At 47.9% G+C, this 24,749-nt stretch carries 26 protein-coding genes; 12 read left to right on the top strand and 14 right to left on the bottom strand.

Annotated elements, in window-relative coordinates; translation table 11 throughout:
* Positions 1-6: 6 nt before the first annotated feature.
* The 4 genes from PTW35_RS21400 to PTW35_RS21415 all read left to right on the top strand — a co-directional run bounded on the left by PTW35_RS21400 (position 7) and on the right by PTW35_RS21415 (position 2,346).
* Positions 7-498, top strand: a complete 492-nt coding sequence (locus tag PTW35_RS21400; RefSeq protein WP_044621182.1) for a hypothetical protein — start codon at positions 7-9, stop codon at positions 496-498.
* Between the two features lie 76 nt (positions 499-574).
* On the top strand, positions 575-1,381 hold the full coding sequence (locus PTW35_RS21405; RefSeq protein WP_281028889.1) for a crotonase/enoyl-CoA hydratase family protein: 807 nt from the start codon (positions 575-577) through the stop codon (positions 1,379-1,381).
* 57 nt (positions 1,382-1,438) lie between these two features.
* Positions 1,439-2,014 (top strand): rhomboid family intramembrane serine protease, encoded by a 576-nt coding sequence (locus PTW35_RS21410; protein ID WP_044621180.1) that lies wholly within the window; start codon positions 1,439-1,441, stop codon positions 2,012-2,014.
* Positions 2,008-2,346: a DUF1840 domain-containing protein gene (locus PTW35_RS21415; RefSeq protein WP_281028890.1), complete on the top strand. Its 339-nt coding sequence runs from the start codon at positions 2,008-2,010 to the stop codon at positions 2,344-2,346. The genes PTW35_RS21410 and PTW35_RS21415 overlap by 7 nt, the downstream gene beginning before the upstream one ends.
* A gap of 10 nt (positions 2,347-2,356) precedes the next feature.
* Here PTW35_RS21415 and PTW35_RS21420 read toward each other — a convergent pair whose 3' ends face one another.
* The 5 genes from PTW35_RS21420 to PTW35_RS21440 form a co-directional block, all read right to left on the bottom strand.
* On the bottom strand, positions 2,357-2,998 hold the full coding sequence (locus PTW35_RS21420) for a DJ-1/PfpI family protein (protein WP_281028891.1): 642 nt from the start codon (positions 2,996-2,998) through the stop codon (positions 2,357-2,359).
* A 128-nt stretch (positions 2,999-3,126) separates the two neighbouring features.
* The gene (locus tag PTW35_RS21425; protein WP_281028892.1) at positions 3,127-3,477 is read right to left on the bottom strand and encodes a putative quinol monooxygenase; all 351 of its coding nucleotides are present in this window, start codon (positions 3,475-3,477) and stop codon (positions 3,127-3,129) included.
* A 216-nt stretch (positions 3,478-3,693) separates the two neighbouring features.
* Positions 3,694-5,604 carry a metallophosphoesterase gene (locus PTW35_RS21430; protein WP_281028893.1) on the bottom strand — a complete coding sequence of 637 codons (1,911 nt, stop codon included), beginning with the start codon at positions 5,602-5,604 and terminating at the stop codon, positions 3,694-3,696.
* A 209-nt stretch (positions 5,605-5,813) separates the two neighbouring features.
* The gene (locus tag PTW35_RS21435) at positions 5,814-6,971 is read right to left on the bottom strand and encodes an endonuclease/exonuclease/phosphatase family protein (RefSeq protein WP_281028894.1); all 1,158 of its coding nucleotides are present in this window, start codon (positions 6,969-6,971) and stop codon (positions 5,814-5,816) included.
* Positions 6,972-7,043: 72 nt separating this feature from the next.
* Positions 7,044-8,312, bottom strand: a complete 1,269-nt coding sequence (locus PTW35_RS21440; protein WP_281028895.1) for an O-acetylhomoserine aminocarboxypropyltransferase/cysteine synthase — start codon at positions 8,310-8,312, stop codon at positions 7,044-7,046.
* A 214-nt stretch (positions 8,313-8,526) separates the two neighbouring features.
* Between PTW35_RS21440 and PTW35_RS21445 the strand changes: the two genes are divergently transcribed.
* On the top strand, positions 8,527-9,771 hold the full coding sequence (locus PTW35_RS21445) for an anaerobic sulfatase maturase (RefSeq protein WP_281028896.1): 1,245 nt from the start codon (positions 8,527-8,529) through the stop codon (positions 9,769-9,771).
* 14 nt (positions 9,772-9,785) lie between these two features.
* The gene (locus tag PTW35_RS21450) at positions 9,786-11,279 is read left to right on the top strand and encodes a sulfatase-like hydrolase/transferase (RefSeq protein WP_281028897.1); all 1,494 of its coding nucleotides are present in this window, start codon (positions 9,786-9,788) and stop codon (positions 11,277-11,279) included.
* A 45-nt stretch (positions 11,280-11,324) separates the two neighbouring features.
* Here the strand turns inward: PTW35_RS21450 and PTW35_RS21455 are convergent, their stop codons facing one another.
* Positions 11,325-11,996, bottom strand: coding sequence for a Crp/Fnr family transcriptional regulator (locus tag PTW35_RS21455; RefSeq protein ID WP_281028898.1), 672 nt, complete (start codon positions 11,994-11,996; stop codon positions 11,325-11,327).
* Between the two features lie 374 nt (positions 11,997-12,370).
* Here PTW35_RS21455 and PTW35_RS21460 point away from each other — a divergent pair, with 374 nt between their 5' ends.
* Positions 12,371-13,930, top strand: a complete 1,560-nt coding sequence (locus tag PTW35_RS21460) for a peptide ABC transporter substrate-binding protein (protein ID WP_281029121.1) — start codon at positions 12,371-12,373, stop codon at positions 13,928-13,930.
* A 167-nt stretch (positions 13,931-14,097) separates the two neighbouring features.
* Here the strand turns inward: PTW35_RS21460 and rodA are convergent, their stop codons facing one another.
* Entirely contained in the window at positions 14,098-15,180 is a 1,083-nt protein-coding gene (gene rodA / locus PTW35_RS21465; RefSeq protein WP_044621169.1) for a rod shape-determining protein RodA, read from the bottom strand.
* Between the two features lie 104 nt (positions 15,181-15,284).
* Positions 15,285-15,737 (bottom strand): hypothetical protein, encoded by a 453-nt coding sequence (locus PTW35_RS21470; protein WP_281028899.1) that lies wholly within the window; start codon positions 15,735-15,737, stop codon positions 15,285-15,287.
* Positions 15,738-15,965: 228 nt separating this feature from the next.
* Between PTW35_RS21470 and PTW35_RS21475 the strand changes: the two genes are divergently transcribed.
* Both PTW35_RS21475 and PTW35_RS21480 read left to right on the top strand, forming a co-directional pair.
* Positions 15,966-16,439 (top strand): glycine zipper 2TM domain-containing protein, encoded by a 474-nt coding sequence (locus PTW35_RS21475; protein WP_039460977.1) that lies wholly within the window; start codon positions 15,966-15,968, stop codon positions 16,437-16,439.
* A 106-nt stretch (positions 16,440-16,545) separates the two neighbouring features.
* Complete coding sequence (locus tag PTW35_RS21480; RefSeq protein ID WP_281028900.1) at positions 16,546-17,208, top strand: alpha/beta fold hydrolase; 663 nt, start codon at positions 16,546-16,548, stop codon at positions 17,206-17,208.
* A gap of 73 nt (positions 17,209-17,281) precedes the next feature.
* Here PTW35_RS21480 and PTW35_RS21485 read toward each other — a convergent pair whose 3' ends face one another.
* From PTW35_RS21485 to PTW35_RS21500, 4 genes are all read right to left on the bottom strand, one after another.
* Entirely contained in the window at positions 17,282-17,908 is a 627-nt protein-coding gene (locus PTW35_RS21485; protein WP_281028901.1) for a 3'-5' exonuclease, read from the bottom strand.
* Positions 17,909-17,959: 51 nt separating this feature from the next.
* A complete protein-coding gene (locus PTW35_RS21490) occupies positions 17,960-18,382 on the bottom strand; it encodes a DUF3859 domain-containing protein (RefSeq protein ID WP_044621165.1) in 423 nt (140 codons plus the stop codon).
* Between the two features lie 134 nt (positions 18,383-18,516).
* On the bottom strand, positions 18,517-18,939 hold the full coding sequence (locus tag PTW35_RS21495; protein WP_052829623.1) for an Hsp20/alpha crystallin family protein: 423 nt from the start codon (positions 18,937-18,939) through the stop codon (positions 18,517-18,519).
* Between the two features lie 115 nt (positions 18,940-19,054).
* Entirely contained in the window at positions 19,055-19,231 is a 177-nt protein-coding gene (locus PTW35_RS21500) for a hypothetical protein (RefSeq protein WP_156149925.1), read from the bottom strand.
* 76 nt (positions 19,232-19,307) lie between these two features.
* Here PTW35_RS21500 and PTW35_RS21505 point away from each other — a divergent pair, with 76 nt between their 5' ends.
* On the top strand, positions 19,308-19,757 hold the full coding sequence (locus PTW35_RS21505) for a GyrI-like domain-containing protein (RefSeq protein ID WP_281028902.1): 450 nt from the start codon (positions 19,308-19,310) through the stop codon (positions 19,755-19,757).
* Positions 19,758-20,209: 452 nt separating this feature from the next.
* Positions 20,210-21,376, top strand: coding sequence for a sodium:proton antiporter (locus PTW35_RS21510; protein WP_281028903.1), 1,167 nt, complete (start codon positions 20,210-20,212; stop codon positions 21,374-21,376).
* 143 nt (positions 21,377-21,519) lie between these two features.
* On the opposite strand, the gene PTW35_RS21515 is transcribed toward PTW35_RS21510, so the two are convergent.
* A complete protein-coding gene (locus tag PTW35_RS21515; protein WP_281028904.1) occupies positions 21,520-22,905 on the bottom strand; it encodes an MATE family efflux transporter in 1,386 nt (461 codons plus the stop codon).
* An 83-nt stretch (positions 22,906-22,988) separates the two neighbouring features.
* On the opposite strand from PTW35_RS21515, the gene PTW35_RS21520 reads away from it, so the two are divergent.
* Positions 22,989-23,894, top strand: coding sequence for an AraC family transcriptional regulator (locus PTW35_RS21520; protein WP_281028905.1), 906 nt, complete (start codon positions 22,989-22,991; stop codon positions 23,892-23,894).
* A gap of 80 nt (positions 23,895-23,974) precedes the next feature.
* Here the strand turns inward: PTW35_RS21520 and PTW35_RS21525 are convergent, their stop codons facing one another.
* Positions 23,975-24,325 (bottom strand): hypothetical protein, encoded by a 351-nt coding sequence (locus PTW35_RS21525; RefSeq protein WP_039460994.1) that lies wholly within the window; start codon positions 24,323-24,325, stop codon positions 23,975-23,977.
* Positions 24,326-24,749: the final 424 nt, after the last annotated feature.

Below are 24,749 nucleotides of genomic sequence, written 5' to 3' on the forward strand. Positions count from 1 at the left end.
GAATACATGGGCAAATTTTTTGTGGTACTGCTTGGTTGTAGTCTGGTACAAGCTTGTGGAAGCCAGCATTATGCCAAACCCACAATTGATGATAGCAAAGACATTGCCAGCCTTTCTGCGCAGTACGTTAACGCAACAAGAGGGGGAGGGTGGGATTTTACCTCACTGTTACCTGGCAAGGTGTATCATCCCCGTGACGGCTATATTCATTACAAGCGCTTGTGGTGCTTAGATGAGGGGAAGGGGTCGATAGAGGAATTCCAGCGCTTTATGGCCGATATCTGTACCAGCAAAGGTGGCAAGATGGATGCCGAGTGGTGTATTTCCAGCACCCACAGTTATCCCGTGTTCAGAGCTTCGATAGAACCCACGGGAACGACCTGTTCCGGCGGAAATATAGCGGCAAGTGTTGATACCATTGAGCCAATATCTTCCTCTACGGCCTCTGAGTGGCGACTCTATGCCGAAAAAAAAGGTTTTGTGCCGCCACAAAGATGAATTTCCAATGCGGTGCTTTGTTGAAATTGTGTTAATGTCTATGGTGTAACTGGACTGACCACATAAAGGAGTGCTTATGTCATGGACACGATTGCTGGTTGAAGAGAAGGACGGTGTCGTCACTGTTGTACTCAATAGGCCAGATAAGTGCAACGCTTTGGATATGCCTTTGTTCCGTGAATTGGACAAAGTTAGCCGTGATCTTCGCAAGCGAAAGGACGTTCGTGCAGTTATTGTCCGTGGGGCGGGTGGCAATTTCAGCAGCGGCCTTGATGTCAAAAGTGTGGTGACATCACGGTCGAATGCTATATCGCTGCTAGCGAAATGGTTACCAGGCAATGCCAATATGGCCCAGCGTGTATCGCGCAACTGGCGCAAGCTTCCTTGTCCGGTGATAGCCGTCATCGAAGGCAAGTGCTGGGGCGGGGGAATGCAAATCGTTCTGGGGGCTGATTTTCGAATTGCAGCACCGGATGCTGAGCTGTCGATAATGGAAATACGCTGGGGCCTAATGCCGGATATGGCGGGTTTGATGTCTCTGCGTGAAGTGGTGCCGAAAGATGTCGCCATGCGCTTGACGATGACGGGGGAAATCCTCGAGGCCAGGCAAGCCAATGCGCTGAATTTAGTCACTGAAGTGGTGCCACAGCCAATGGCACGAGCCCAAGCGTTGTGCCAATCCATTATTAATGGCTCTCCGGATGCGATTGCAGCGGTCAAATTGACGACCAACCGTTGCTGGCATAGCTCTGAGCGCCGCTTGTTGGCCAGTGAGACGTTAAACCAGATCCGGCTCATTTTCGGTAAGAATTTTCTTATCGCGGGCAAGAGACAGCGGCAAAAGGTTGATGTTGATTACAAACCGAGACAGTCTTTTTGGTAGATGGCCGCCAATGATGGATGATTAGATAAGGCTGCTTATATTTGATGGTTACAGGCGATGAAGCTGGCTGAGAAAGACAAAGATTCATTTAAATTCATTGCGGCAGTTGTGGTCGTCATTACGGTTGTCCATGTCTTCAATATCCTTACGGCCGGCTATCTGTCTGATTTTGGCCTGTTACCACGTCACTTTACTGGTTTTACCGGTATCATTGCCTATCCCTTCCTCCATGGCTCATGGGGGCACCTGATCAGTAATATCTTTTCTTTTTCTGTCTTGGCTTTTCTGCTAACCCGCACCGGGTTAGCCCGGCTGATAGCTATATTTATGATTAGCTGGTTGGGGAGTGGTCTTGGAGTCTGGTTATTTGGCCGGATGCACTACCATATCGGATTGAGTGGCATAATTTATGGCTTGTGGGCCTATTTACTGATGTATGCCATCATGTATCGCAGCGTTAAATCTATTGCGATTGCCATCCTGGTCATGTTTTTCTATGGCTCAATGGTATGGGGTTTTTTACCGACCCGGGAGTGGATTAGCTACGAGAGCCACTTGTTTGGCGCAATTTCCGGTGGGTTTGCTGGCTTTTTTTATGCCCGTCGTGATAAGCAGAGGTACGAGAGATGCTAGTGACTTTTAAGTGTAAAGTGCATGGTAACGTTGTCATGTTCGGTGATGTAGCCAAACAAATGCTCCGGTTTATGGGGCACTGCGAAAATATTCCGGGAGCACTCGATCCCCAAGACATCGATGATGCGTTATGCCGGCTAACCAGCGAAATAAACAAGCTACACCAACTGGAGCTGCAGGCTGCGGATGAAGACGCTGGCGATGTTGACGATGTGGCAGAGTTAGATATGGAGCCAGTGATCAGCCTCCATACTCGTGCTACACCGCTCATTGAAATGCTTCAAGCGGCTAAAAACGCTGACTGCCATGTGATGTGGCAAGAAGGGTGTTGAGGAGCCGGGGTTACTCCACGATATGAAGCGGCGCGAATGGGTCATCTTCCGGATCATTGATCCATAGGTACTCGAGGGCAATCGCAAGCTTTCTGGCCGTTTCTTCATTGAGATATTCTGCAATGATTGCGATGAACATATCTAAACAGGCGGTATTGCCGGATGAGGTGAAAATTCGCTTGTCTTGTGTCCAGCGCGCGACAGGCCTCCAGTTAACCTGTTTGCCAAATTGCGTTACCCAATGGAAATGCTGTTTGTTGGTTGTTGCCGTGTGATTTTCAAGCAGCCCCGCCTGCGCCAACAGTGCGGCGCCCAAACACGATGAGCATACTAAGGTATCGTGTCGACATTGCTTTGCTAGCCAACTGACCACCGGTTCACTGCCCGTCACTGTTTCTATGCCACTGCCGCCCGGCACATAGAGTATGTCATAAGCCATTAATGCTTGATAACTCAGGTCTGCATTTAGCACGACTTGTTGCTGACTGGCCACCGACTCTCCGCTTTCTGAAATTAGCAGGATCTCGAACTTTTCAGGTAATGCGTGGAATAGCGAAATAGCTGCTGATACCTGGAGCAAGTCGAAGCCTTCAAATAATAAGATGGCTAATGTGTATCTGGATGGTACGGCAGGTTGCTGATGTTCTGACATAAGAGTATAGATATCTGTAAGTGCCTCATGTAAGCGTAGCTTCGCGAGTTGCGATAAGGGTTCGCAAGATTGCGCTTACTGCAACTTCATGAGGCGTTTAGAAGTCTCAAGGTAGGTAACCTCGTGGTTTAGCCTAGCTGTGGCGCATCAAAGTTATCAGGCTCATCGGTGTAAATACACACGTTCCAATCTTCGGCTGATCCGCTTTCAGCTTCGCAATGGATTGCAAAGAAAGCTTGGATTTCTTTTCTTTGGCAATGGGCTTCGAAAGCCGAGATATCTGACCAGATTTCATTGAATGCGATTGGCATGGAAGTCCCTGCGGCAAAAGGGCTCTGAAGCTGCCGGGTCACAATATATTGAAGACAGCCATCCTCACGCAGGGTGTTGGGCTCTAGTGCCTGAAGGGCGGCAAACAACTCTTGTTCGCGACCGGTTTTAGGCTTGAATTGGGCAATACAATAGACTTTTTTTGACATGTGATTTCCTTATCAGGGGCAGGTATAATAATTAAGCTATACAGAAGTGTATGGTAAATAAGCCAAAATGAGTAGTTGGATGGCCTATATTGTCGATGGAAAAACTAAAGCCCCCATTGGCAGGGGGCTTTATTGCGGTGGGTTATTTCAGATAAATATTGCGATACTGAACACGTCAGGAGCGATCATCGAAGCACTCTTTCAAACGGTTTTTCGCTAGATATGATTAAGTGCTTTGGCAATGATGATATTTCGTTCGATCGCTTCGGCCTGATGCGCAGTGACATCAGCCTTGAGCAGTTGTTCCTGTGCCTTGATATAGGCAGACGCATCCTTCCGTGAGGCAAAGAGAAGCCCTTTGACATTAATGGCCGCAATGTTGGTGTAACGGCCATCTTCGCTAGTCGGCACAGAAATCTTGCCTTCGTTAACCAGTTTTTTGACAACTTCGCGTTCTTTATCATAGCCTTCGAGGCCTGATAGAGCCCAGCGCTGCATTGCTTTGCCTTCGTACTTGCCCTGTTTCACGTCGGTCAGGTAACGGATGGTGAGGTTTCGGATGGTACCCTCTTCCTCGCCGTATTCGGCTTCAGTATCGAACAATACCGGGAATGATTTGCCTTCCAATACACCGCCGGCTTTTGTCAGGTGGCCCATGCGGTAACTGTTCATGCCCAATCTGATCGGCGTTGTGTCGGTGACTGCAGTTCTGTCAGCAAAATGAAGATCCTTGATGCGCTGTCCTTGCGGCTGGGTGAGATCGATGGTGTAGGTCACACCGGCAAAGAAGTCATTGGTCGAATACTTCGATGCACGACGCTCTGGGTTGAAGCTGTAGGTGACATCACCTGGAGTCACACTGTTGAAGTAACCGGCTGACCACTCCATGTAGGTTTTCAGATCTGCACCTGTCATTTCGTAGACGGTGATTTCCCCACCTGCATACTGGTAGTTGTAAGCAATATCCTTGGCTTTGATTTGGCCTACATTGAGCTCGGCATTGTCATTATCAATCTGTAAGGCAATGACGTTGGCCTTTGGCGCGTAGTACATGCTGGCTTCCTGGAACAGGGTACTGATGCCCGTGTCTTGGATATGTACCTGCGGGATCCCCCTGAACTCATTTTGTGGCACAAGATCGACACCGGTTAGTTCAGCCACCACACGATTTGCCTGTTCACGAAGTCTTTTGTGATAAGGGGAGTACAGCTCGTCCATTTTTTGATCGGAATCGATACCGTTGATCTTGTAGGTAAAGCTGTCTTTGTTGACCAAGGTATACTGGCCATTTTTTTCTTCAAACTGGAGGTCGATGCGGGAGAGGGCACGGCCGTATTTATCTGGCTCGGTGACAATAACGCCATTTACCACAGCCTTGTCGATACGGGTATGCATGTGGCCAGCAACAATGGCATCTAGCTCTGGGTTGTCGTTGGCGATATCAGTGACACCGGTTGCCGCGATGTTGTTTTCGTTATCAAGCCCCATATGGGCAACAAGCACAATGGCATCGACTTTGTCATCAATTTGCTTGATGACTTTTTTTACCTCGAGCGATGGGTTAGTAAAAGTCATGCCCTCCAGGCGGTTTGTGCCTTCGGCGAAAACCTGTGTCATTGGCGTATCCATGCCGATGACACCAATCTTGATCCCTTGCCTTTCGATGATGGTGTAGGCAGGAAGGAACGGGTTGCCATCTGCTCGCTGGATGTTACCGGCCAAAGAGGTTCCCTGAAACTGTGTTAGCGAGCGGTTGAGTACCTTGAGGCCAAAGTCGAACTCATGGTTACCCAGTACCCATACGTCGTAGTTCATTTCATTGAAACCGAGCATCATAGGGTCAACCGGCTCATCTTTGAAGGTTTCAACAAAGTTGCCTTGGATCGTATCCCCCGCATCGACCAAGATGACGTTGTCAGTTTGGTCGCGGACCTCTCTAACTTTGGTGGCGATTTGGCTCAAGCTACCTCGGGTATTGGCTTTATCACTGGCGTAATCCCACGCCATGAAATGCCCGTGAATGTCAGATGTCCCTAGAATTGTGATATCAACAAGGTCGCCATCGGCGGCAAAGGCATGGCCGCTCAATGCAACAAGAATGGTTGAGGCTAAAAGGTGTTTTTTCATGTTAACTTTTGATTTTTATGAATAAAGTGGCGTAATACTAAAGGTTTAACGCTTTCGGTTTTGCAGTATTGATCACTTTATGGCTTGTTGATTGTATTGATTTGCATGGCATTGTGAGGGGTGTCTTACATTTTGTCGCGAGGTTGAGCGGAATGAGTAACTTTAGAGCATTAAAGTTCGACGCTCTTTTACGGTGGCTATTTCAGTATTTATTGGCGTATACGGACGGTGACCATCACGATGGCATGATCAGTACTGTGGCTGTCTATATCGTAGCAAGGGCTGATCAGGTGGCGGTCGTAAAGATGGTAATCGTATACTTCGGCCAGGCTCTCATTGAAGCTGGGATCAAATTCCCCGCTCAACAAAATGTAATCGAGCACCATGCCTACAGCTCCGTAGTAATAGGTATAAGGGGCAGGGCGTTTTATCGTAACCGGCATAGAGAGTTCGGCAAGATCGTCTACTGATTCATTGGCCTCCCAGTCGCGCGCTTCCCGATGGCAAAGGCTAGCTTGAAACAGTGGCCAACTGTGCTGAAGGCGGTAACGCTGTGAGATAGCATCGGAAAAAGCCGCCTTTTTATGTCGCCCACCATCTGCCAGCAAGTGATGCAACCCGCTGGTCTCTAATTCATCATTGAAGTCGCCCATTAAAATAACCGGATATTCAGACTCCATTTTGCGTAACCAGATTGAATTAAGCAGTTGTGCAGCCTCTGCGACCCGTTGTTGGGTTGAGGCCCATTGACCAAGAATTTGCGAGCGAAAGTCGTCAACTGCTGGATCAAAAGCGGAAATGTCAGGAGTATTTGACAGGGAAAACCCTTCGCTGACGATGGGTCTTTTGGATTTGAAGTGGGCGACATAACAGTCGCAGGGACCAATCTGCGGCAGTTGAATAGTTGCTCTGAGCGGTTTACGGCTAAATGCAAAGTTGTCATTTAGCCCTAGTGGGGCATTGAGCGTGGGTTCCGGCAAAATAGCAGCTGCATCAGTGATCGGAAACCGAGATGCTACGGCAACAACAGGACTGTCATAGATGTAATCATCGATGACGTTTGGCTTATCGATGGCACTGAAGTAGGGGTAGCCGGCCTGCAAGACCAGCGCCTTTAATGACTCAACAGAGAAAACTTCCTGAAAACCGATGATATCCGGCTGCTGCTCAGCCAAATAGGCCTGGATCCATGCTTGTTTCTTGTCCCATTGCGCCTTTGAATAGATGTTTTCGAAGTCGTAGAAGGCATCGGGCGGAGCAAGGTAGTTACATAAGTTGAAGGTGGCTATTTTGATGATGTTCAGGTTGTCATGGGCATTGACTGAATAGGGCAAGTTACTGTCCACCTGTTCTGTTGTCCTGTACATAGAATAGGGCTAAACATGCAAAAACAAAACGTAATTTGCCGTTTAGCCCTGTTACCCTCAAAATTAGCGAGACTAAGCGTTTAGAGCCTGCTCCAGATCATCGAGAATATCGTCGATGTGTTCGATGCCAACAGAGAGGCGGATCATTTCTGGACTGACACCAGCTAGAGCCTGTTCGCTTTCACTCAGCTGCCTGTGGGTCGTGGAGGCGGGGTGGCAGGCGAGCGACTTTGCATCACCGATATTCACCAATCGCTTGAAGATTTTCAGTGCGTCGTAGAAGCGTACCCCGGCGTCATAACCGTCTTTCAGTCCGAAAGACAGAATTGCCGACGGCTTTCCTTTCATATATTTTTCGGCAAGTGGATAGTAGGGAGAGTCGGATAACCCGGCGTAGCTGACCCAGCTCACCTTATCGTGCTGTTTAAGGTATTGCGCGACTTTCAGCGCGTTTTCGGTATGGCGCTCCATGCGAAGCGGCAGTGTTTCCAGCCCTTGCAGCAGCATGAATGCATTCATCGGTGATAAGGCAGAGCCGGTATTGCGTAATGGTACGGTACGGGCACGGCCAATAAAGGCGGCATCGCCAAATGCTTCGGTGTAGACGACACCATGATACGACGCTTCTGGTTGGTTTAATACCGGAAAGCGGTCTTTGAATTTGGCCCAAGGGAATTTACCCGAATCAATGATCATCCCACCAAGGGTCGTGCCATGACCACCGACATATTTGGTCAGGGAGTGAACCACGATATCGGCACCGAACTCGATGGGTTTGCACAGGGCTGGGGTAGCCACTGTGTTGTCGACGATCACCGGTACTCCCTGCTGGTGGGCAAGCTCTGCAATTTTTTCTAAATCGACAATATTGCCCGCCGGGTTACCGATACTCTCGCAGTAGACGGCTTTGGTATTTTCATCGATCAGTGCTGCTAGGCTCTCTGGCTTATCATCAGGAGCAAAGCGTACCTCAATTCCTTGCTTGGGTAACATATGGGCGAACAGGGTGTAGGTACCGCCGTATAGTTGCGGGGTGGAAATAATGTTATCGCCAGCCTCAGCTAGGGTCTGGACGGCATAGTTGATCGCCGCGCTTCCTGCGCTGACGGCAAGCCCGGCAATACCGCCTTCCAATGCGGCCATGCGTTTTTCCAGTACATCATTGGTTGGGTTCATTATTCGGGTATAGATGTTGCCCGGAACTTCCAAATTAAAGAGATCAGCGCCATGCTGGGCATCATCAAACTCATAGGCAACAGTTTGGTAAATAGGGGTAGCGACTGCTTTGGTTGTGGGGCAGGTTTCGTAACCACTGTGAATCGATAGTGTTTCGTCTTTCATACGGTAAATCCTGTTTCTTCCTTGATTAACGGCGTAGAAAAAATTATGGCAAATGTTTAAGCGCTTTACTGCGAGCACGAACATTAAAAGAGAAAAAGTTGCTGAAAATCACAGTATAAAAAGAGTTTTATCGAGAGGGACAAATGTCCTATTTCTTCGTTTGGAAGTTACCTAACATCCGCACGCAAACGATACATAACGTTGGTGGTAGCAGATGAATACACAAACCTGGAGCCCTTCGGGCTGTCATGTTATGGCGAAGCCGACAGGCTCAAAATGCAATATTAATTGTTCTTATTGCTTCTACTTGGAAAAAGAAAAACTGTACCCCGAACGCGGACAAGATTGGATGATGGGAGACGAAACACTGTCAGCCTATATCTTGCAGCACATTGAGGCGCAAAGTGGTAACGAAGTAGTTTTTGCCTGGCAGGGCGGAGAGCCAACGCTACGAGGACTGGCTTTTTTTGAACAGGCTGTACGGTTGCAGCATGAGTATGCCAGGGGCAAGAAAGTCATCAACACCTTTCAAACCAATGGTATTTTAATCGACAAAAAGTGGTGTGCTTTTTTTAAGCAACATAACTTTTTGATTGGTATCTCGATCGATGGGCCTGCTGAGCTACATGATATTTACCGTCGTACCCGTGCAGGAAAAGCGACTCATCACAAAGTCGAGACGGCGATATCACTACTCAAGCAGTACAAGGTTGAATTTAATACCTTAACCGTCGTTAGCCGGGCCAATGTTGATCATGCCCTCTCGGTTTATCGCTACCTCAAAGGACTTGGTAGCAGCCACATGCAATTTATCCCTCTGGTCGAAAGAAAAGCCAGCAAAGCTACCGCTAGCGGGCTCACCTTGATCAACCCTGAGAGCAAAATCGCCGGGCAGCTCTGTGACTGGTCCGTCGATGCCAAGGCTTATGGTCAGTTTATGAGCCAGATATTCCACCACTGGGTGAGGCATGATATTGGTCAGGTCTTTGTCCAGCTGTTTGAAAATACCTTTGCCCTGGCATGTGGCCAGCCTGCGCAAATCTGTGTGTTTGCACCACAGTGCGGCAGTGCGTTTGCCCTAGAGGCAAACGGCGACCTGTATAGCTGTGATCACTATGTGTACCCCGAGTATAAGTTGGGCAATATCCACGAATTCACTATCGCAGAAATGAACCGCAGCGATGCTAACCGGCGGTTCGGGGCCGCAAAATCAGACTCGCTCTGTGAAGACTGCCGCCGCTGCGAATACCGCCCACTTTGCCACGGTGGATGCCCAAAACATCGTTTTGCCATCTCTGCGTCCGGTAAGCCGGATCTCAATTATCTTTGTCCAGGATACAAAGCGTTTTTTCACCATGCATCACCATATCTGGCGATGATGAAAAAGCTCTACCTGCACAACTATCCACCTGCAGCAATTATGCAAATCATCCAAAAGAAAGAATCTCAACAGCAGTAAATGGAGTACGTGTCATGTTTAAACTAAGCGCCATTGCCAAAGGGGGCGCACTGGCGGCATTGTCATGCTCGCCGCTTGTACAAGCCGCAGAAAGTGCGAGTACCGCTGATCAGCCGAATATAATCGTCATTATGGCTGATGACCTAGGGCAGTGGGCAACCAGCTTTCGCAACCAGGACATCATTGAAACACCTAATTTAGATTATCTCGCTGAAAACGGTGTTCGGTTCGAAAACGGAATGACGCCAGCCCCGGTCAGTTCAGCGGCCCGTGCATCGTTTCATACCGGTAAAATGCCTTCGCAGCATGGGGTGTATGATTTTTTGGCCGAAGACCCAAAATTCGATGCTGATTGGCTAGAGGCAGAGAAACTGCTGTCGGAACGCTTGCAAGACGAAGGTTACCGCACGGCCTTGATTGGTAAGTGGCATGCCACGACTGACAGCAAGGATCCGATTCGCGGTTTTGACCGTTGGCTAAGCTATGATGCCCTGCAGGCGGGATGGAAAAACCAGTACCTCCATTCAGGTACCGTCTTGTTCTCCAGTGATGGCGAGAACATGGAGTACACGGGTATTCAAGCACAATTTCTGACTGACGAAACGCTGAAATTTATCGATCAGCAAAGCACGCAACCTTTCTTTGTCAGCCTCAATTACGTAGAGCCGCATTTCCCATTTGAAGGGCTCCCCGAGCGTCTGGTTACGAAATACCGTGGTATCGCACACAAGGTGGTGGCTTTTGGTGGCAACTCGGTGCTCGAGCACATGAGTGACTATACGTTAGTGCCGGATAATCACGAAGAAACCTTGGCCCAATACCTTGCTGCGGTGACCCTGCTCGATGATCAGCTAGGTAAGCTGATCGATGGCCTTGAAGGACGTGACCTGCTTGACAATACCGTCATCGCGTTTGTCTCTGATCACGGCCTGTTGATGGGGCAGTATGGGTTATACGGCAAAGTGAATGCGTCATTCCCTTACAACTATTACGAAGAGACCGTTCGCATACCGTTTGTGGTGTCCGGTCCTGAAAAGTATGTAAGACAAAAGCAGGTGCGTGGTGAGTTCGTTGACTTGATCGATCTGCACGCAACCGTACTGGACTTGGCGGCGGGTGATAAGCAGTACGATACAAGCTACGGTCCGGGTAAGACCCTGTTACCGATGCTGAAAGGAGAGCGGGTTCGCGACTGGCGCGAGTACCAGTTTGCTGAGCGTGGCAACTCGAGAATGATTTCGAACGGGCACTGGAAGCTGGTACGTTACTACCCGAACCCGGAAGTCAACAAGCAGCCCGAGGACCATTGGTATAATTTGAGCAGCCCGATGGGGGAGCGTTACTTATCCGAGCCACCACGCGAAGAGCTGCGCGTGAAGATGATTGCCGATCTCGACGCCTTCTTCGAGCAATACTCAAGCGATGAATATAACGGTTTGAAGATGTGGGAGCAGGCCTATCCAAACTTCACGACCGAGGACCTGCTCAAGCATGAGCGCTGGAATTAAGTTTTTGGTTGTCTGCTAACCAGTAGCTGGTCGTGGATCGGCCAGCTACTTATCAATTTCCTTCTCCATAATTTCTTCTAGCAGCCCCCGCTCGCTGACGCGGACAAAATTCCTGCCTACTTCTATCGCTCCATCGACCTGCAGTTGTTTGATAATTCTGTTGTATACACGGGTGCTGGTCCCCAATCGCTCAGACTCAAGGGTTTTGTTGATAAATAACTTTTCCCCCGGCTGCTGTTCGTCAAACGCGAGCAATTCGTCAATCACGCAATATTTGATCGTATGCAGCATATTTCGCGTCATCTTTTCGACAGATAGATACCATTTCGAGGTAATGTGCTTGAATACAATTTTGGCGAGCTCCGGTGTGTGGTAAATCAGCTGTGTTAACTGTTTCGCATCAAAGAGGTATCCACGGCATTTGCTGCTGGCGCATACCGTATAAAAGCAGGGCTTTTCAGAGAAGAGCTCCATTAGTCCAAGAAAGCCATTGTATTGGTAGGTACCAAGCTGGAAACGGCGGCCGTGCACGGTTTGGCGGTGCAAAACGATGCCACCCTCCAAGATGAACAACACTTGCTCTACTTGCTGTCCTTGGGTGAGTAGGGTGTGGCCTTTCTCGAAGTGGACAGGCTTAATGGCTAGGCTGTCTTGGTGTCTATCGAGGTAGTCAATCAAAGATTTGGTATCGTAAATATCTTCGGAGGTAACGAGCATAGTTATCAGGTTTTGTGAGTAGTGTGGCCATATCCTGCTTGGCAGCCAGGGGATATCAATAACATAATTGAATGTTAGAAAAGTATACTGTAAATCAATCATTTTTTAGTGCTGATTTTTGTCCTTTTTCCAGAAGGCAACGATTGTTCTGAGTTTGTTGGTTGTGTTCATTTCATATTGATTTGCAGGACAATATAGCGTTGTATTGATAGGTCACTCAGACATCAGGAAGTATTTTTAGTCGAGTATCTTCTATCAAGTAAACAGGCCATACCAAGTAGCCTGGATATATAACTATATAAAAGGACTTTGCAGTGAAGAAGTTTGTACTTTCCGCAGCGATCAGTGCTGCGCTTGCTTTACCCTCGTTTTACCTGGCTGCAGCCGATGTTCCCCAAGGTGTCGAACTTGCACAAAACCAGTATTTGGTACGAGCCAACGGTGCCGAGCCGGATACCGTCGATCCGGGTTTTGTGGGCTCGGGGAGCCCGGGTGATGTGATCGTCAACGATCTTTTTGAAGGTTTGGTGATCGAAAACCTCGATGGTGAAACGATACCGGGTCAAGCACAGTCTTGGTCTATCTCTGAAGACGGTAAAACGGTGACCTTTGTGTTGCGCGATGGCCTGACGTGGTCTGATGGCTCCCCGCTGACCGCCAACGATTTTGTCTATGCTTGGCAGCGCGCTGTCGACAGCAAAACCGGTAACAGTACCGGCTTTAATTTCCAAACGGCCAATGTGGTCAATGCCGATCAGATTGTCGCGGGTGACAAGCCGTCTTCTGAGTTGGGTGTTAAAGCGCAGGATGAACGGACCTTGGTGGTATCGCTCACGCGTCCGACCCCGTACTTTATCAGCATGATGAGTATCAAAACCTTCTTCCCGGTGCCGCAGGCCGCGGTTGAAAAACACGGAGACAACTGGACCCGTGCGGAACACTTTGTTTCAAATGGAGCTTACACCCTGAAGCAGTGGGTACCCAATGAAAAGGTGGAAGTGGTCAGAAACCAACACTATCGCGACGATGCAAAAACAGTGATTGAAGGCGTGACTTATCTTGCTCTGTCATCACAAAATGCCGAGTTAACCCGCTACCAGGCTGGTGAAATTCATATGACCAACCGGGTCCAGCTTGAGTATTACCAAAAGCTGATGAAAGAAAGTCCAGAGCAAATTCAGGCACTGCGTCTCCTTGGTTCATACGTTTACGCCTTTAATACCCGCGTCGCACCATTTGATAATGCCGATATTCGACGTGCATTGAGTATGGTTATCGACAGAGAGCTTTTGGTGGACAAGGTGACGGGCCAGGGTGAACCTGCCGCCTATTCGGTGGTGCCAGATATTATTGCCGGATACGAAGGTGCCGTGCCGTCGTTTAAGGTAGCCGATCGCAAAGAGCGTTTGGAAAAGGCTAAAGCATTGTTGGCTGAGGCCGGCTACGGACCGAGTAAGCCGCTAACGATTAAGCTGACTTACAACACCAGCGAGAATCACAAGAAAATTGCGCTGGCTATTGCTTCGATGTGGAAGCCGCTTGGGGTCAATGTTCAGCTGAATAATATGGAGTGGAACGCCTACCTGTCGGCGAAAACCGCGGGCGACTTTACCGTAGCGCGCTCTTATGCATTTGGCGATTTTGCCGAGCCTTCATCAGTGCTCGGGAGTTTCCAATGTGGCCACGTGAGTAATGAAACCGGCTTCTGTGACAGCAAGTTTGATGATTTGCTGGCACTGGCTGCCACAGCCGCTAAGGAGTCTGAGCGTTACCAGCTCTACAATCAGGCTGAAGGTATTCTCAATGATGCTGCGCCGGTGATCCCGCTCTATCACTATAATCACACCCGTTTGGTCAAGGCTAATCTGAAAGGATTTCCTGCCAATAACCCGAAGGGCAACATCTACGCCAAAGACATGTTCTTCGTGAAGTAAGGTTGGCGGAATCGCCTTAAAGTAAGGGCTTTATGGGTTAGATTACATCCCATTACTCCCCTGGGCTGGTGGACGGTCCGGGGGAGGGCCAAGGGCAGAGCTTGCTTCACGGATTTTGCGCTTGTGAAGCTAGGCTCTGCTATCAAGCTTGGTTCGGTAACAGTTACCTATTTGCTCTTGTAGGGCTTATAGAGGCACAGCGACATAATGATGCCAAAACAGACGCCCTGGGTGATCATTGCGGTACCACCGTAGCTAAAGAAAGGCAGGGGGCTGCCCATGACGGGCAGCACACCACTCACCATGCCCATGTTGATAAAGGCATACAAGAAAAAGCTCAGTGATAGCGAGCCACTGACCAAGCGGTTGAATGGTGACTCACACTGACAAGCGAGCCAAATTACCCGGCCAGTGATAAAAAGATATAACCCCAACAACAGCAGGCTACCAATAAACCCCCACTCTTCGGCATAGGTAGAAAAGATAAAGTCGGTATGGCTTTCTGGGATAAAACCTAAGTGACCCTGGGTTGCATTGGTCCACCCTTTCCCCTTAATCCCCCCGGAGCCAATAGCAATGAGAGATTGAATGATCTGATAGCCGGCGCCAAGCGGGTCGGATTCTGGGTCGAGGAATTGTGTGACACGCTTTTTTTGATATGCCTCCATGACGAAGTACCACAGCAAGGGTACGGCCGTGGCAATGCCGCCGAGAAATGAACCTATGATCTTCCAGCTCATTCCCGCGAAATACAGAACAAAAAGGGCGTAGATAATAGTGAAAATAGCACCATCAAGATCAGGCTGAATAAAAATCAACCCGGCTGGTAAGCCGGTAACCAGCAGGCACAGGCCAATTTTTTTCAAGTCGGGCCGCCCTGCATCCACCACTAATAGCCAGGCCACCATCATGGGAATGGCAACTTTTACCAACTCCGATGGCTGGAAGCGGATAGGACCAAGTGCCAGCCAGCGCTGTGAACCATTAGTGCTGTCACCCATGACAATGACGCCAAGCAGTAGCACCACCGACAAGCCGTAGAGATAGGGGGCCGCATGTTGGTATTTGATGGGCGGAATGGCTGACATTACAACCAAGCAAATCAGGGCTATCAGCGCACGGATCAGGTGGCGTTCGAGCATTGGTTCGCTGAAGCCACTTGCACTCCATACGGTCAGCGAGCCGAGCAAAATCAGCAAGCTGATAGCGAGTAGCAGTGGATAGTCAATTCTGGGTCTGTAGTTGAGCATAATTTCTTTATCGCAAGCATTAACAATGAGCACGTTAGCAAGTGCCAAAGTGCAGGCCGTTGTTGGAACCGTTTGGGTGATTTACGTTTTTGAGCACGTAAGCCTCAGTGAGGTTCGGCAATGCTTCGGTATTGGGTATTTGCTTCTTTCCAGCCGCCTAGTCGGTGATTGACTTTAAAGAGCATATAGACGGACAGCGGCAAAGCGATGGCAGTCATTGCAACTAAAAACCATAAACTGACCAGGGTGCGTCGTTCATGTTTTTGGATGAGGTGTGTGACAGGTTGTGAACGTTGCTGCAGTTCGATGTGCCGTTGTGATACCGGCGGAGAGCTTAGTGTTATCCAGCCGATAGGCCGATGTTGATGGAGCAGAGAATAGTGCCACACCTCCTCATCACCGAGCCTTTGCTCCGAAGATTCGACGGCTAGTGTGACGGGGTAGCGACTATGTTCAAAACCGGGTTGAAAAAGAAAACTGATATAGGCCGATAGGGATGCAAGCGATAGGCCGAAGATCAATGTGATGAACTTGGGAAGTGAAAGTAGAGTCTTCATTGCTTGTATCGAAGCCAAAGCGGTAAGCGGCTTTAAAGTCTAGGCGTGCACGTAAATTAAAGTGTCAGTAAAAAAATGCAACGGTTTTTCATCGGGCAAGCATGTATTTTCGTTCGGTTGCTCGATATTCATCCACTTCATGGACAAGAAGCCGTGGAGGACCCCGTTAGAGGCTTGGCATGTTCCCGCTATACTTAAGGCAGGATCCTAGGTGGATAAGGTGTCGGCATGAAAAGGTTGTTGTATCCGGTCGTATTGCTGTTGGGCTTGTTGGGGATATCTTTGGCTGGATGTTCAAGTAACCCCTACGGGGATTCTTATGGGGTGGCAGATACCCGGACGATTCAGCAGGTACGTTATGGTGTTATCGTTAAAACTGAACCGGTCACCATTGAGGGTGAAGGCCAAGCGGTTGGGGCAATCGCGGGGGCTGCGGTAGGCGGTATTTTGGGGTCGAAAATTGGCGGGGGTTCAGGTTCCGATATAGCGGCAATCGGTGGTGGGGTCCTGGGTGGTTATGCGGGCAGCAAAGCGGCAGAAGGTGTGACAAGGCGAAATGGGGTTAACCTGACGATTAAAATGGATGACACTGGTGAGACTATTGCGATTGTGCAGGAAGCAAATCCCAATATGATGTTCAGTGTGGGTCAGCGAGTACGTGTCAATGTTGATGGCCGCACCGCACGGGTTGTGCCTGAGTAACTTTGATCGCAATCCTTAGCCTTCTGAGAGCCATCCGAGTGTATAGCTGCTTGGGTGGCTTTGTTATAAACTTCACGACAACAATCCATTGCAGGACGCAGACATCATGACACACCCCCTATCAGCCGTAATTGTTGAACCGCCGGTGACCCCAAACGCATCCGTTATCTGGTTACATGGACTTGGCGCTAATGGACACGACTTTGAGGCCATTGTTCCCGAATTAAACCTACCCAAAGAAGCGGCCATTCGTTTTATCTTTCCCCACTCACCGTCCATTCCCGTTACTATTAACGGCGGGATGGTGATGCCGGCCTGGTATGACATCCTTGAAATGGGAGCGGGAAGAAAACTCAATACCGAGCAGCTGCTTGATTCGGCCAGTTCGGTTGCAAGGCTAGTGGATCACGAGGTGGCGAGCGGTATTCGCAGTGAGCGAATTATACTGGCCGGCTTTTCCCAGGGTGGGGCGGTTGCTTATCAAGTGGCATTGACTTATCCGCAACCGCTCGCGGGACTGCTGGCGCTATCGACTTATTTCCCTACCGCGGAAGAGATCCAGCTCAGCAGTGCTAACAAACAGCTTGATATAGAAGTGATGCATGGCAGCTATGATCCTGTTGTACTGCCGTCGATGGGGAAGCAGGCTGTCGCCGCATTGACGGCGTATGGCTTTGCACCTCATTGGCGAGAATACCCAATGGAGCATCAAGTTTGTTATCCGCAAATCAAGGATATTTCTAACTGGTTGCAAGAGAAGCTTTTGTAGTCGGGTTGTAAAAGAGGTACCCAAGCCGAACAAGTGATTGGCTTTGGGTACCACATTGCGGCGCTTTGGGGGATCAGGCGGCGAGCTTTTTGAACAAGGCCGGAATGGACGCTTTGCTAGTCTTACTCAACTTACGCATCACATCAAAAGACACGGTTTGAAGGTTGGTTTGTGTTTTAACCTCATCGATGAGACGTAACCAAAGTCTTGCCGTCATTTCCGCATCCGCCAGCGCCCGGTGAAAGGTACCGTCGTTGGCAATGTCTAACTCACTAACCAGCGTGCCCAGTTTGTGGTTGGGCACATCCTGGTACAGGCGACGGGCCAGTAACATTGAGCAGACAAAACTGCCGTTGTACTGGCGGCCAAGCATACCAAGTTCGGCATCCAGAAAGCGCTGGTCGAAAGAGGCGTTGTGGGCAATGAGGTTATAGCCCTGGATGAAATCGGCAAACTCGTCCATCACCGCATGGCAACTGGGAGCCGAATCCAACATTTTATTGGTGATGCCGGTGTAGCCTTCGATAAAGCTGCTGACACGGAAGCCAGGGTTCATCAATTGCTGAAATTGATCAATCACAATGCCGTTTTGGATTTTGACTGCACCAATCTCGATAGCGCGGTCACCCATATTAGGCGATAGGCCGGTAGTCTCGAAGTCGAGTACGATGACTGTGTCAGCAGGGTGTTTTGTATACATTAGAAACCTAGCAAATGAGTGTGTGTTATGTGAGCTGCTTTTTTATTTAATCTAGTAGCCACGTCTTTTCCAGAATTCAGCCTCGTCTTTGGCGTAAAGGTTAAAGGTTTTTTCGGCGACCACCTTACCGCCAAGTTCAATAGTCATGCGCCATTTACCGATTTTATTGGCAATCGGCTCCCAAATCGTATCACCAAGGTAGAAGTCCCAGTCGTTAGTGCGGACATGGAGTTCTCCGTCGAATGGGTCCAATTCATCACCATCCTCATCAGTTATGCCCGGGTGATAGATACAATAGCGGATTTTTTCACCACGGGCTTTCTTAATATTGACCGTAAAACCAAACTCGATGTCAATTTCAGCGGGTACGTCGGTGGTAAAAGTTTTGATTTTTGGCAGGTGTTTGGATTCAGCATCCCAAGTCGTATGGATACCATACGTCTCGATACTGACTGCGGGTTTTGCTTTGGCCATGGCAGTAAGAACAAGGTTGCTAAAGAAAAACCACCATTATAAAGGTAAGCGAGTGAGCTTTCATGTTTAAATGTAGCGTTATGAAAAAAGAGGCTAGTTGCTAGCCTCTTAATTATGAAATTAGCGGCGCAATGTCATTTTATCTCGACATTGGTGCTGGTTGGCGAACTGCCTTCCACTTTCGGAACCTCAATGGTGAGTACGCCATCATCAAAGCGTGCATGGACATCTTCCTGTTGTATATTGTGGCCCAGGTAGAAACTCCGCATGAGTCTTCCTTCATAGCGTTCTTTTCGGATAACCTTACCTTCCTTCTCTTCTTGTTCGTCTTTTTTGGTTACCGCTTCAATGGTTAGTGATCCATTGGATAGCTGTACAGAGATGTCGTTCTTGTTGACACCCGGCAAGTCAGCGGTTATTTCAAAGACTTTGTCCTTTTCTACAATATTGATTCTTGGTGAATAGACATCGGCATCAAGTCTATGTCTTAAAGTAGGAAAGGCATGATCAAACATCTGCGAGAAGTCGAACCATGAATCACGAGGTACTAAGCTCATAACTGCCTCCGACTGTGTATTTAACCATCAGTACTATTGTAGTTAGAGGCAGCCAAAAGTTACCACTTATCTCAGTGAGATTTGACTTGTATCAAGCAACATATGGGGGAATAAATTAGTCGCCGCCGTCGTCTCCGCCATCATGGTGTTCTCCATGCGGAGAGTCATCCGCAGGGCTACCTTTGGCATAACGATCTAGTTGATCATCTTCATCATCAGGCTTGTGTTGATCAATGACATTGTCCTGATCGGGTGGTGTTGGGTTAAAGATATTTTTGAGCCACTCAAACATAGGCTAACCTTATTGGGAACCTGATCGGTTTAGTGAAATTACATTACTAATACTAGTTCGTTGTGTAGGTAATGACATGAAAAGCGTAACGATTGGCGATATCCACTTGGCATGTATCAGAGTAAAAGGCCCTTATGGTGAAAATTATGAGCCTGCCGTTGACCTTCTTTACCGGTGGGCCGGGGAGAATGGCTTACAGGGTGGGCAGTGTTTGTTTATCTATCATGACGATCCTGACCAGACCGAACCGGCACAGTGTCGTACTGATATTTGTTTGACAGTACCAGCCAATACGGCCATTGGGGGCGATGTGTCATCGCAAGTCTTGCCTGCCGGAAAATACTGTACCCGCAGGGTGATAGTCAGGCACAAATCAGAATACCCAGAAAATTGGGAAGCGCTTGAAAAGGAAGTTAAATCAGCGGGTTTAGTGATTGATCAGCGCCCATGTTTCGAGCTATATCACAGTTATGATATTGAAACACATGTTGCAGACGTTGGTTTTTACCTTGCCGTGAAGGGGTAATAATCAGTTTTACTTGTAGCAGTTTCGTTATGTGCCACAAGGTGCTTATTTCTCATTTCAACACGTAATTTAGGTATGCAAATATTGAAAACTGTTAATAAGTAATTCGAAAGGTGCAAGGATGTTTTCTTTTATCGGTTAGACAGAAAAGACTTGAAGAAAAACCCGAGTTAAGGTTATTATTCACTCACACAATTTTTTCCACTTTTTTTGTGAATCAGATACATTTCCTGCCTATTTATCGCCGCCAATTTATTTCATTATGTAAATCTAAGAAATATTTGTTTAACCTTTATTGAAGTAAGAAATAAAAAGTTCATTTGAATTACAGAATCATACTTTTATATACGTTAAATAAAACACTGCAATAAGTTTAACCAATATATTCATACTCAAGAAAAATACAAAAATGACGTTTGTAGAATGAAGGTTACTCTTAATAAGGTGTCAATGTGAAAAAAGTCATACTCTATTCAATTTTACTTTTGGTTGGCTTGTTCCTATCACAATTGCTGCCCCTATATATCGAAGGCTATAGCGCATGGCAACCTGCGCTGATGGTTGTAACAATGTCGGCATTGGCCTACATCATGATTAACGTAGGGCGCGAATTTGAAATTGATAAAAAAAATCTCAAGCAATACAGCTGGGATTATGTTGTTGCAATGACTACGGCAACATTCCCCTGGATTGCTGTAGTGCTGTATTTTATTTTTGTGCTGATGCCAAGTGAATTATGGTTCAGCGCTGATGCATGGAAAGAAACCCTAGTTATTGGTCGTTTTGCGGCGCCAACCTCTGCTGGTGTGCTGTTTGCCATGCTTGCGGCTGCTGGGCTTGGTGCGACCTGGATGTTCAAAAAGGCCCGTGTACTGGCGATTTTTGATGATTTAGATACTGTTCTGTTGATGATCCCTCTCACTATTTTGGTAGTCGGATGGCGTCCTGCTTTGGGCATGACATTGCTCCTTATGCTGGTACTTTTGGTAATTGGCTATAAGTATCTGCACAAGTGGAATATCCCTTCGTCTGCCGGGTCTATTGTTGGCTATTCCGTATTGATCGCTGGTCTTTGTGAGCTGTTTTATATTTCTACAGATATTCACTTTGAAGTATTGCTCCCTGCATTTGTACTTGGCTGCATGATGAGATCCCAGCATGAATCAGCTGAAGACGCCAAAGTATCAACAGCGGTAGCGTGCCTATTTATGGTACTGGTTGGATTGAGTTTGCCTCAGATTTTTGGCGCGGTGACGCCAGCAGAAAATACCAGTGTAACAACCGCGATGCCGCCAATGGAAATGAGTGAAATTGTATTCCACGTCATTATGATTTCCATTGTGTCGAACATCGGCAAAATGTTCCCGCTATTTTGTTACCGCAATGAAGCCACAGTGAAAGAGCGATTAGCTTTATCGATTGGTATGTGGCCTCGCGGCGAAGTGGGGGCTGGTGTACTCATGATCAGTATTGGTTATGGATTTGGTGGACCTATTGTGACGATCAGTATGCTTTCGTTGGCATTGAACCTAGTGTTGACGGGCTTCTTCATCATGATGGTACGTAGTTTGATTCTAAGCCCAGTTAGAGGAGGCGTACATGAAAAAACGCGAGCTTAAATTGCTAGCAGCCGTAATATCTATTTTTCTGTTTTCACTCGTAGTGGGTAGAGCAGCAGCATAATAATATTGGCTTAGTGTTCAATTAGGCTGGCTACGTATTTAATATACGTAGCCAGTTTTTTTATGACACCGACATAGATTTATGTCGTCGCAGGTTGTGGTTGAACCGTAAGGTTATTTAACCAGCGGCGTTTCAAATAGCGGCTGAAGCATAGTGAAAGCTTGACTACTTCTTCAACCAATAATGCCAAATATACCCAGCCAAAAGACCATTCACCAATAAATGCACCATATGCGGTAAACGGTATACCGATCATCCACATCGCAATAAAGTCCATTCTCAGACAGAATAGATTTTCGCCGCCGGTGCGAAGAATTCCGTTGATAATAATCATATTAAGCATTTTTAAGGTAATGCCGATGCTAATTACATACATCGCGGGTTTGGCTAGCGGCATAAGTGCTTCTTGGTTTAGGTTGAGCCAAGAAAGAACAAAATGGTGGTTTAGGTAAAGGAACAGTCCCATCCCCAATCCTAAAATCAGTACAAATTTAAGGAAGAAGACTGTCATCGCCTGTGCTTTATCAAATTCGTCTCGTCCCAGGGACTGGCCGATCAAAACCGAACACGCCACGGAGATCCCCATAAACAGGGAGTAAAGCAGTGACTCAAAAGGTCCGATCATGCTAAACACCGCAAGCTCCGTTGTTCCCATATGACCAAAGATGATTTGGTAGGTCAGCGTACCCAGGGCCCACAGCAGGGCGTTCAGCGACTGCGGAATCGCTAGCTTACGGTAAGTCATCCAGAGTGTTTGGTGATTACGGATCGCGCGACTAACAATCAACCAATGCTGGCGGTAAACCAAAACGGTACACATCATCAATACCTGTGCAAATCGAGCAATGGTGGTTGCCAGTGCGGCACCTGCCACACCCATTGCAGGTATCCCAAAACCGCCTTTGATCAATAGGAAATTGAGGGCAATATTCAGGGCAATAGTTATCGCGCCCAATATCAGTGGCAGCATAGCGTCATCACTGGCACGCAGGCTCGACTCCAAAGTGATGATGACGTGGGTCAGGATCAGAACTGGAAAGCTATACCATAAGTACTGGCTTCCTTGCATGATCACCTGCCAATCATTGGTTTGAAGCTGCATGATCTGCGGGGCAAACACGGTGATGACCAAAGTAACGGGTACCATAATGCTGGCGCCGAGCTTCATGGCCTGAAGAGTTACCGTTTTTGCATGTACACTGTCTTTCTTTCCCCAATATTGGGAAACTAAGATGCCATTTGCAGAAGCAAGCCCCGCCATGATCATGATGGCCACAAAGTGCCATTTGGATGCTATCCCTACTGCGGCAGTCGCAGATTGGCCGAAATCGCTAACCATCAACACGTCAGCGAGGGCGAGAATCGCCACCAGGGCACTTTGAATGGCAACAGGAAAAGCCAGTTTTGCTATGCGAGCAAACAGGTCTTGAGGTAGTGTGGTGTGTGTTGTTTTTATTGTTGTCATCGTTAGTCTCCGAATCATACCAATTAGAGATAGGTCGGCTTGGTAATCGACGGCAACTATAGCGAACCAGTAATTGGAGTGACATGTTAGAAAATACAGAAAACCTGTGTGAATCTGTCACCATGGGATTTGCCCTGGCACAGCCCAAAACAGATTGGAAAGAAGAGGTTTTTTTAGCCCAGTCATGTAAAGAGCGTTTTCTTACTCAGTCCGACTTGCCCGAGTTAACTGATAACGGTTTCTTTATGGCTGGGTTGGCCGAACTGGCCGAGGGATATGAAATAGAGCGGGTCGCCACGACCAATCACACCTTGTTACTGACCCTGGAGGGAGTGGGCCTCTTAACCCTTACCGAACGCCAGTATCATCTGATGCCAAATACGCTCACGATTCTACCGGCAGGGCTGCCGTTTCGTTTTGAACTGGCAGACAAAAGAAAAGGCTGGAAAATGGCTTGGGTACTGTTAAAGCCTGGAGAGAAGTGGTTGCCGTTAGTGACCCATGGGCAAAGGGTGGAGCATAGCCACATTTGTGAGCAAGTATGGTCGGTAATGAATTTACTGCACAGTGAAATTGGTGGCCGAGCAAGTTATCGGAAACTGTTCGCCAGTGAGTTATCCCGCTTGATGCTCGGAAGCGCCAATCTGGCCCCTTCGAATTCGGTATTACGTGTTCAAAGTGTATTTAATGACATCGAATCACAGCTACACCTCAATTGGACGGTAAGAGGTATCGCTAAGCAGTGTTTTCTCAGTACAGAGCAACTAAATCGCATTACCAAGCAGTTGTATGGCTGTTCAACGCAGCAGCGTTTGATTCAACTCAGAATGGAGAAGGCGGTGGATTTACTGTATTACCGGGAATGGACCATCGGCATGGTAGCACAGCGCTTGGGTTATCAGGACCCATTCAATTTTACCCACCGTTTTCGCCAGTATCATGGTTGCTCACCGCGGGAATACCGAAAGAGATTGTTATTGCTGGAATGATGCCACTTTATGGCCTGCCCAGAAGAGTCTTATCGGTTCAGTCGGCAGATTGAACCGATAAGCCCGTTACCATGACGGGATTACTTTCGCTTTGGCTGCTGGTATGTGCGGCCAGCGGCTTGATAAACGTCTTTCGCTTTTACGTCAAACATATCAAAGAAAAACCACGCCACGAACTTGATCACGTCATCACCGACGTTCATGATCCACTCGGCATATTCTTGTTGCTCGCCTTCATCATTGTCCTGCAGAGAAACATGATAAATGCGCTGTTCACCGTCAATTTCAGCCAGTTTGAATTGGCCTGTTAGCGATGCTGCGGCTTCAGCAATTTCTGTGTCGTCGCTGGCTTTGAGTGCTTCCAGAACTTGCGGGACAGAGTCCAATTCACAAAGAGATTTAACCAGTGTTTCGAATTGGTCATGTTGCATGATTAGGTACCTACCATTAAGCAATGTTTATTGCGCGTATTCTATCAGTGTAATTCGGATCAACGACAGGTTTATAACGGCTGACTGAGTAAGTGTTGGAGTTTTGTACACTTTCGGAGCTAAGCGGAAGAAATTATGAAATTTGAGTGCTTATTCACGAACATGGTATCTGGTGCAAACAAAGATAATGAAATTAGCGCTCCTTAACAGTATGTAACGGGGAAACTTGATAGCAAGGGGCGAAATTTTGCTTTGACTCTCGTTTTGTACAAGGTTAACTGCTTGATTGTCAGCATTTGATCGTCCAATTTTGATGCGAATTTACCTCGTCGTCTCTACGCCCCTTGTCTACGCCTACCAAAGTGGACGGGGGGAGGGTATGAGTTTTCCAAAGATATGAATAATAGGAAAAATATAAAAACAA

Origin of the sequence: Photobacterium sp. DA100 (assembly GCF_029223585.1) — a bacterium.
Taxonomy (GTDB): Bacteria; Pseudomonadota; Gammaproteobacteria; order Enterobacterales; family Vibrionaceae; genus Photobacterium.

Excerpts from the sequence above, each read along its gene's own strand:
- PTW35_RS21400 (WP_044621182.1), top strand. The coding sequence starts at position 7 with ATGGGCAAATTTTTTGTGGTACTGCTTGGTTGTAGTCTGGTACAAGCT.
- PTW35_RS21405 (WP_281028889.1), top strand. The coding sequence starts at position 575 with ATGTCATGGACACGATTGCTGGTTGAAGAGAAGGACGGTGTCGTCACT.
- PTW35_RS21410 (WP_044621180.1), top strand. The coding sequence starts at position 1,439 with ATGAAGCTGGCTGAGAAAGACAAAGATTCATTTAAATTCATTGCGGCA.
- PTW35_RS21415 (WP_281028890.1), top strand. The coding sequence starts at position 2,008 with ATGCTAGTGACTTTTAAGTGTAAAGTGCATGGTAACGTTGTCATGTTC.
- PTW35_RS21420 (WP_281028891.1), bottom strand. The coding sequence starts at position 2,998 with ATGTCAGAACATCAGCAACCTGCCGTACCATCCAGATACACATTAGCC.
- PTW35_RS21425 (WP_281028892.1), bottom strand. The coding sequence starts at position 3,477 with ATGTCAAAAAAAGTCTATTGTATTGCCCAATTCAAGCCTAAAACCGGT.
- PTW35_RS21430 (WP_281028893.1), bottom strand. The coding sequence starts at position 5,604 with ATGAAAAAACACCTTTTAGCCTCAACCATTCTTGTTGCATTGAGCGGC.
- PTW35_RS21435 (WP_281028894.1), bottom strand. The coding sequence starts at position 6,971 with ATGTACAGGACAACAGAACAGGTGGACAGTAACTTGCCCTATTCAGTC.
- PTW35_RS21440 (WP_281028895.1), bottom strand. The coding sequence starts at position 8,312 with ATGAAAGACGAAACACTATCGATTCACAGTGGTTACGAAACCTGCCCC.
- PTW35_RS21445 (WP_281028896.1), top strand. The coding sequence starts at position 8,527 with ATGAATACACAAACCTGGAGCCCTTCGGGCTGTCATGTTATGGCGAAG.
- PTW35_RS21450 (WP_281028897.1), top strand. The coding sequence starts at position 9,786 with ATGTTTAAACTAAGCGCCATTGCCAAAGGGGGCGCACTGGCGGCATTG.
- PTW35_RS21455 (WP_281028898.1), bottom strand. The coding sequence starts at position 11,996 with ATGCTCGTTACCTCCGAAGATATTTACGATACCAAATCTTTGATTGAC.
- rodA (WP_044621169.1), bottom strand. The coding sequence starts at position 15,180 with ATGCTCAACTACAGACCCAGAATTGACTATCCACTGCTACTCGCTATC.
- PTW35_RS21470 (WP_281028899.1), bottom strand. The coding sequence starts at position 15,737 with ATGAAGACTCTACTTTCACTTCCCAAGTTCATCACATTGATCTTCGGC.
- PTW35_RS21475 (WP_039460977.1), top strand. The coding sequence starts at position 15,966 with ATGAAAAGGTTGTTGTATCCGGTCGTATTGCTGTTGGGCTTGTTGGGG.
- PTW35_RS21480 (WP_281028900.1), top strand. The coding sequence starts at position 16,546 with ATGACACACCCCCTATCAGCCGTAATTGTTGAACCGCCGGTGACCCCA.
- PTW35_RS21485 (WP_281028901.1), bottom strand. The coding sequence starts at position 17,908 with ATGTATACAAAACACCCTGCTGACACAGTCATCGTACTCGACTTCGAG.
- PTW35_RS21490 (WP_044621165.1), bottom strand. The coding sequence starts at position 18,382 with ATGGCCAAAGCAAAACCCGCAGTCAGTATCGAGACGTATGGTATCCAT.
- PTW35_RS21495 (WP_052829623.1), bottom strand. The coding sequence starts at position 18,939 with ATGAGCTTAGTACCTCGTGATTCATGGTTCGACTTCTCGCAGATGTTT.
- PTW35_RS21500 (WP_156149925.1), bottom strand. The coding sequence starts at position 19,231 with ATGTTTGAGTGGCTCAAAAATATCTTTAACCCAACACCACCCGATCAG.
- PTW35_RS21505 (WP_281028902.1), top strand. The coding sequence starts at position 19,308 with ATGAAAAGCGTAACGATTGGCGATATCCACTTGGCATGTATCAGAGTA.
- PTW35_RS21515 (WP_281028904.1), bottom strand. The coding sequence starts at position 22,905 with ATGACAACAATAAAAACAACACACACCACACTACCTCAAGACCTGTTT.
- PTW35_RS21520 (WP_281028905.1), top strand. The coding sequence starts at position 22,989 with ATGTTAGAAAATACAGAAAACCTGTGTGAATCTGTCACCATGGGATTT.
- PTW35_RS21525 (WP_039460994.1), bottom strand. The coding sequence starts at position 24,325 with ATGCAACATGACCAATTCGAAACACTGGTTAAATCTCTTTGTGAATTG.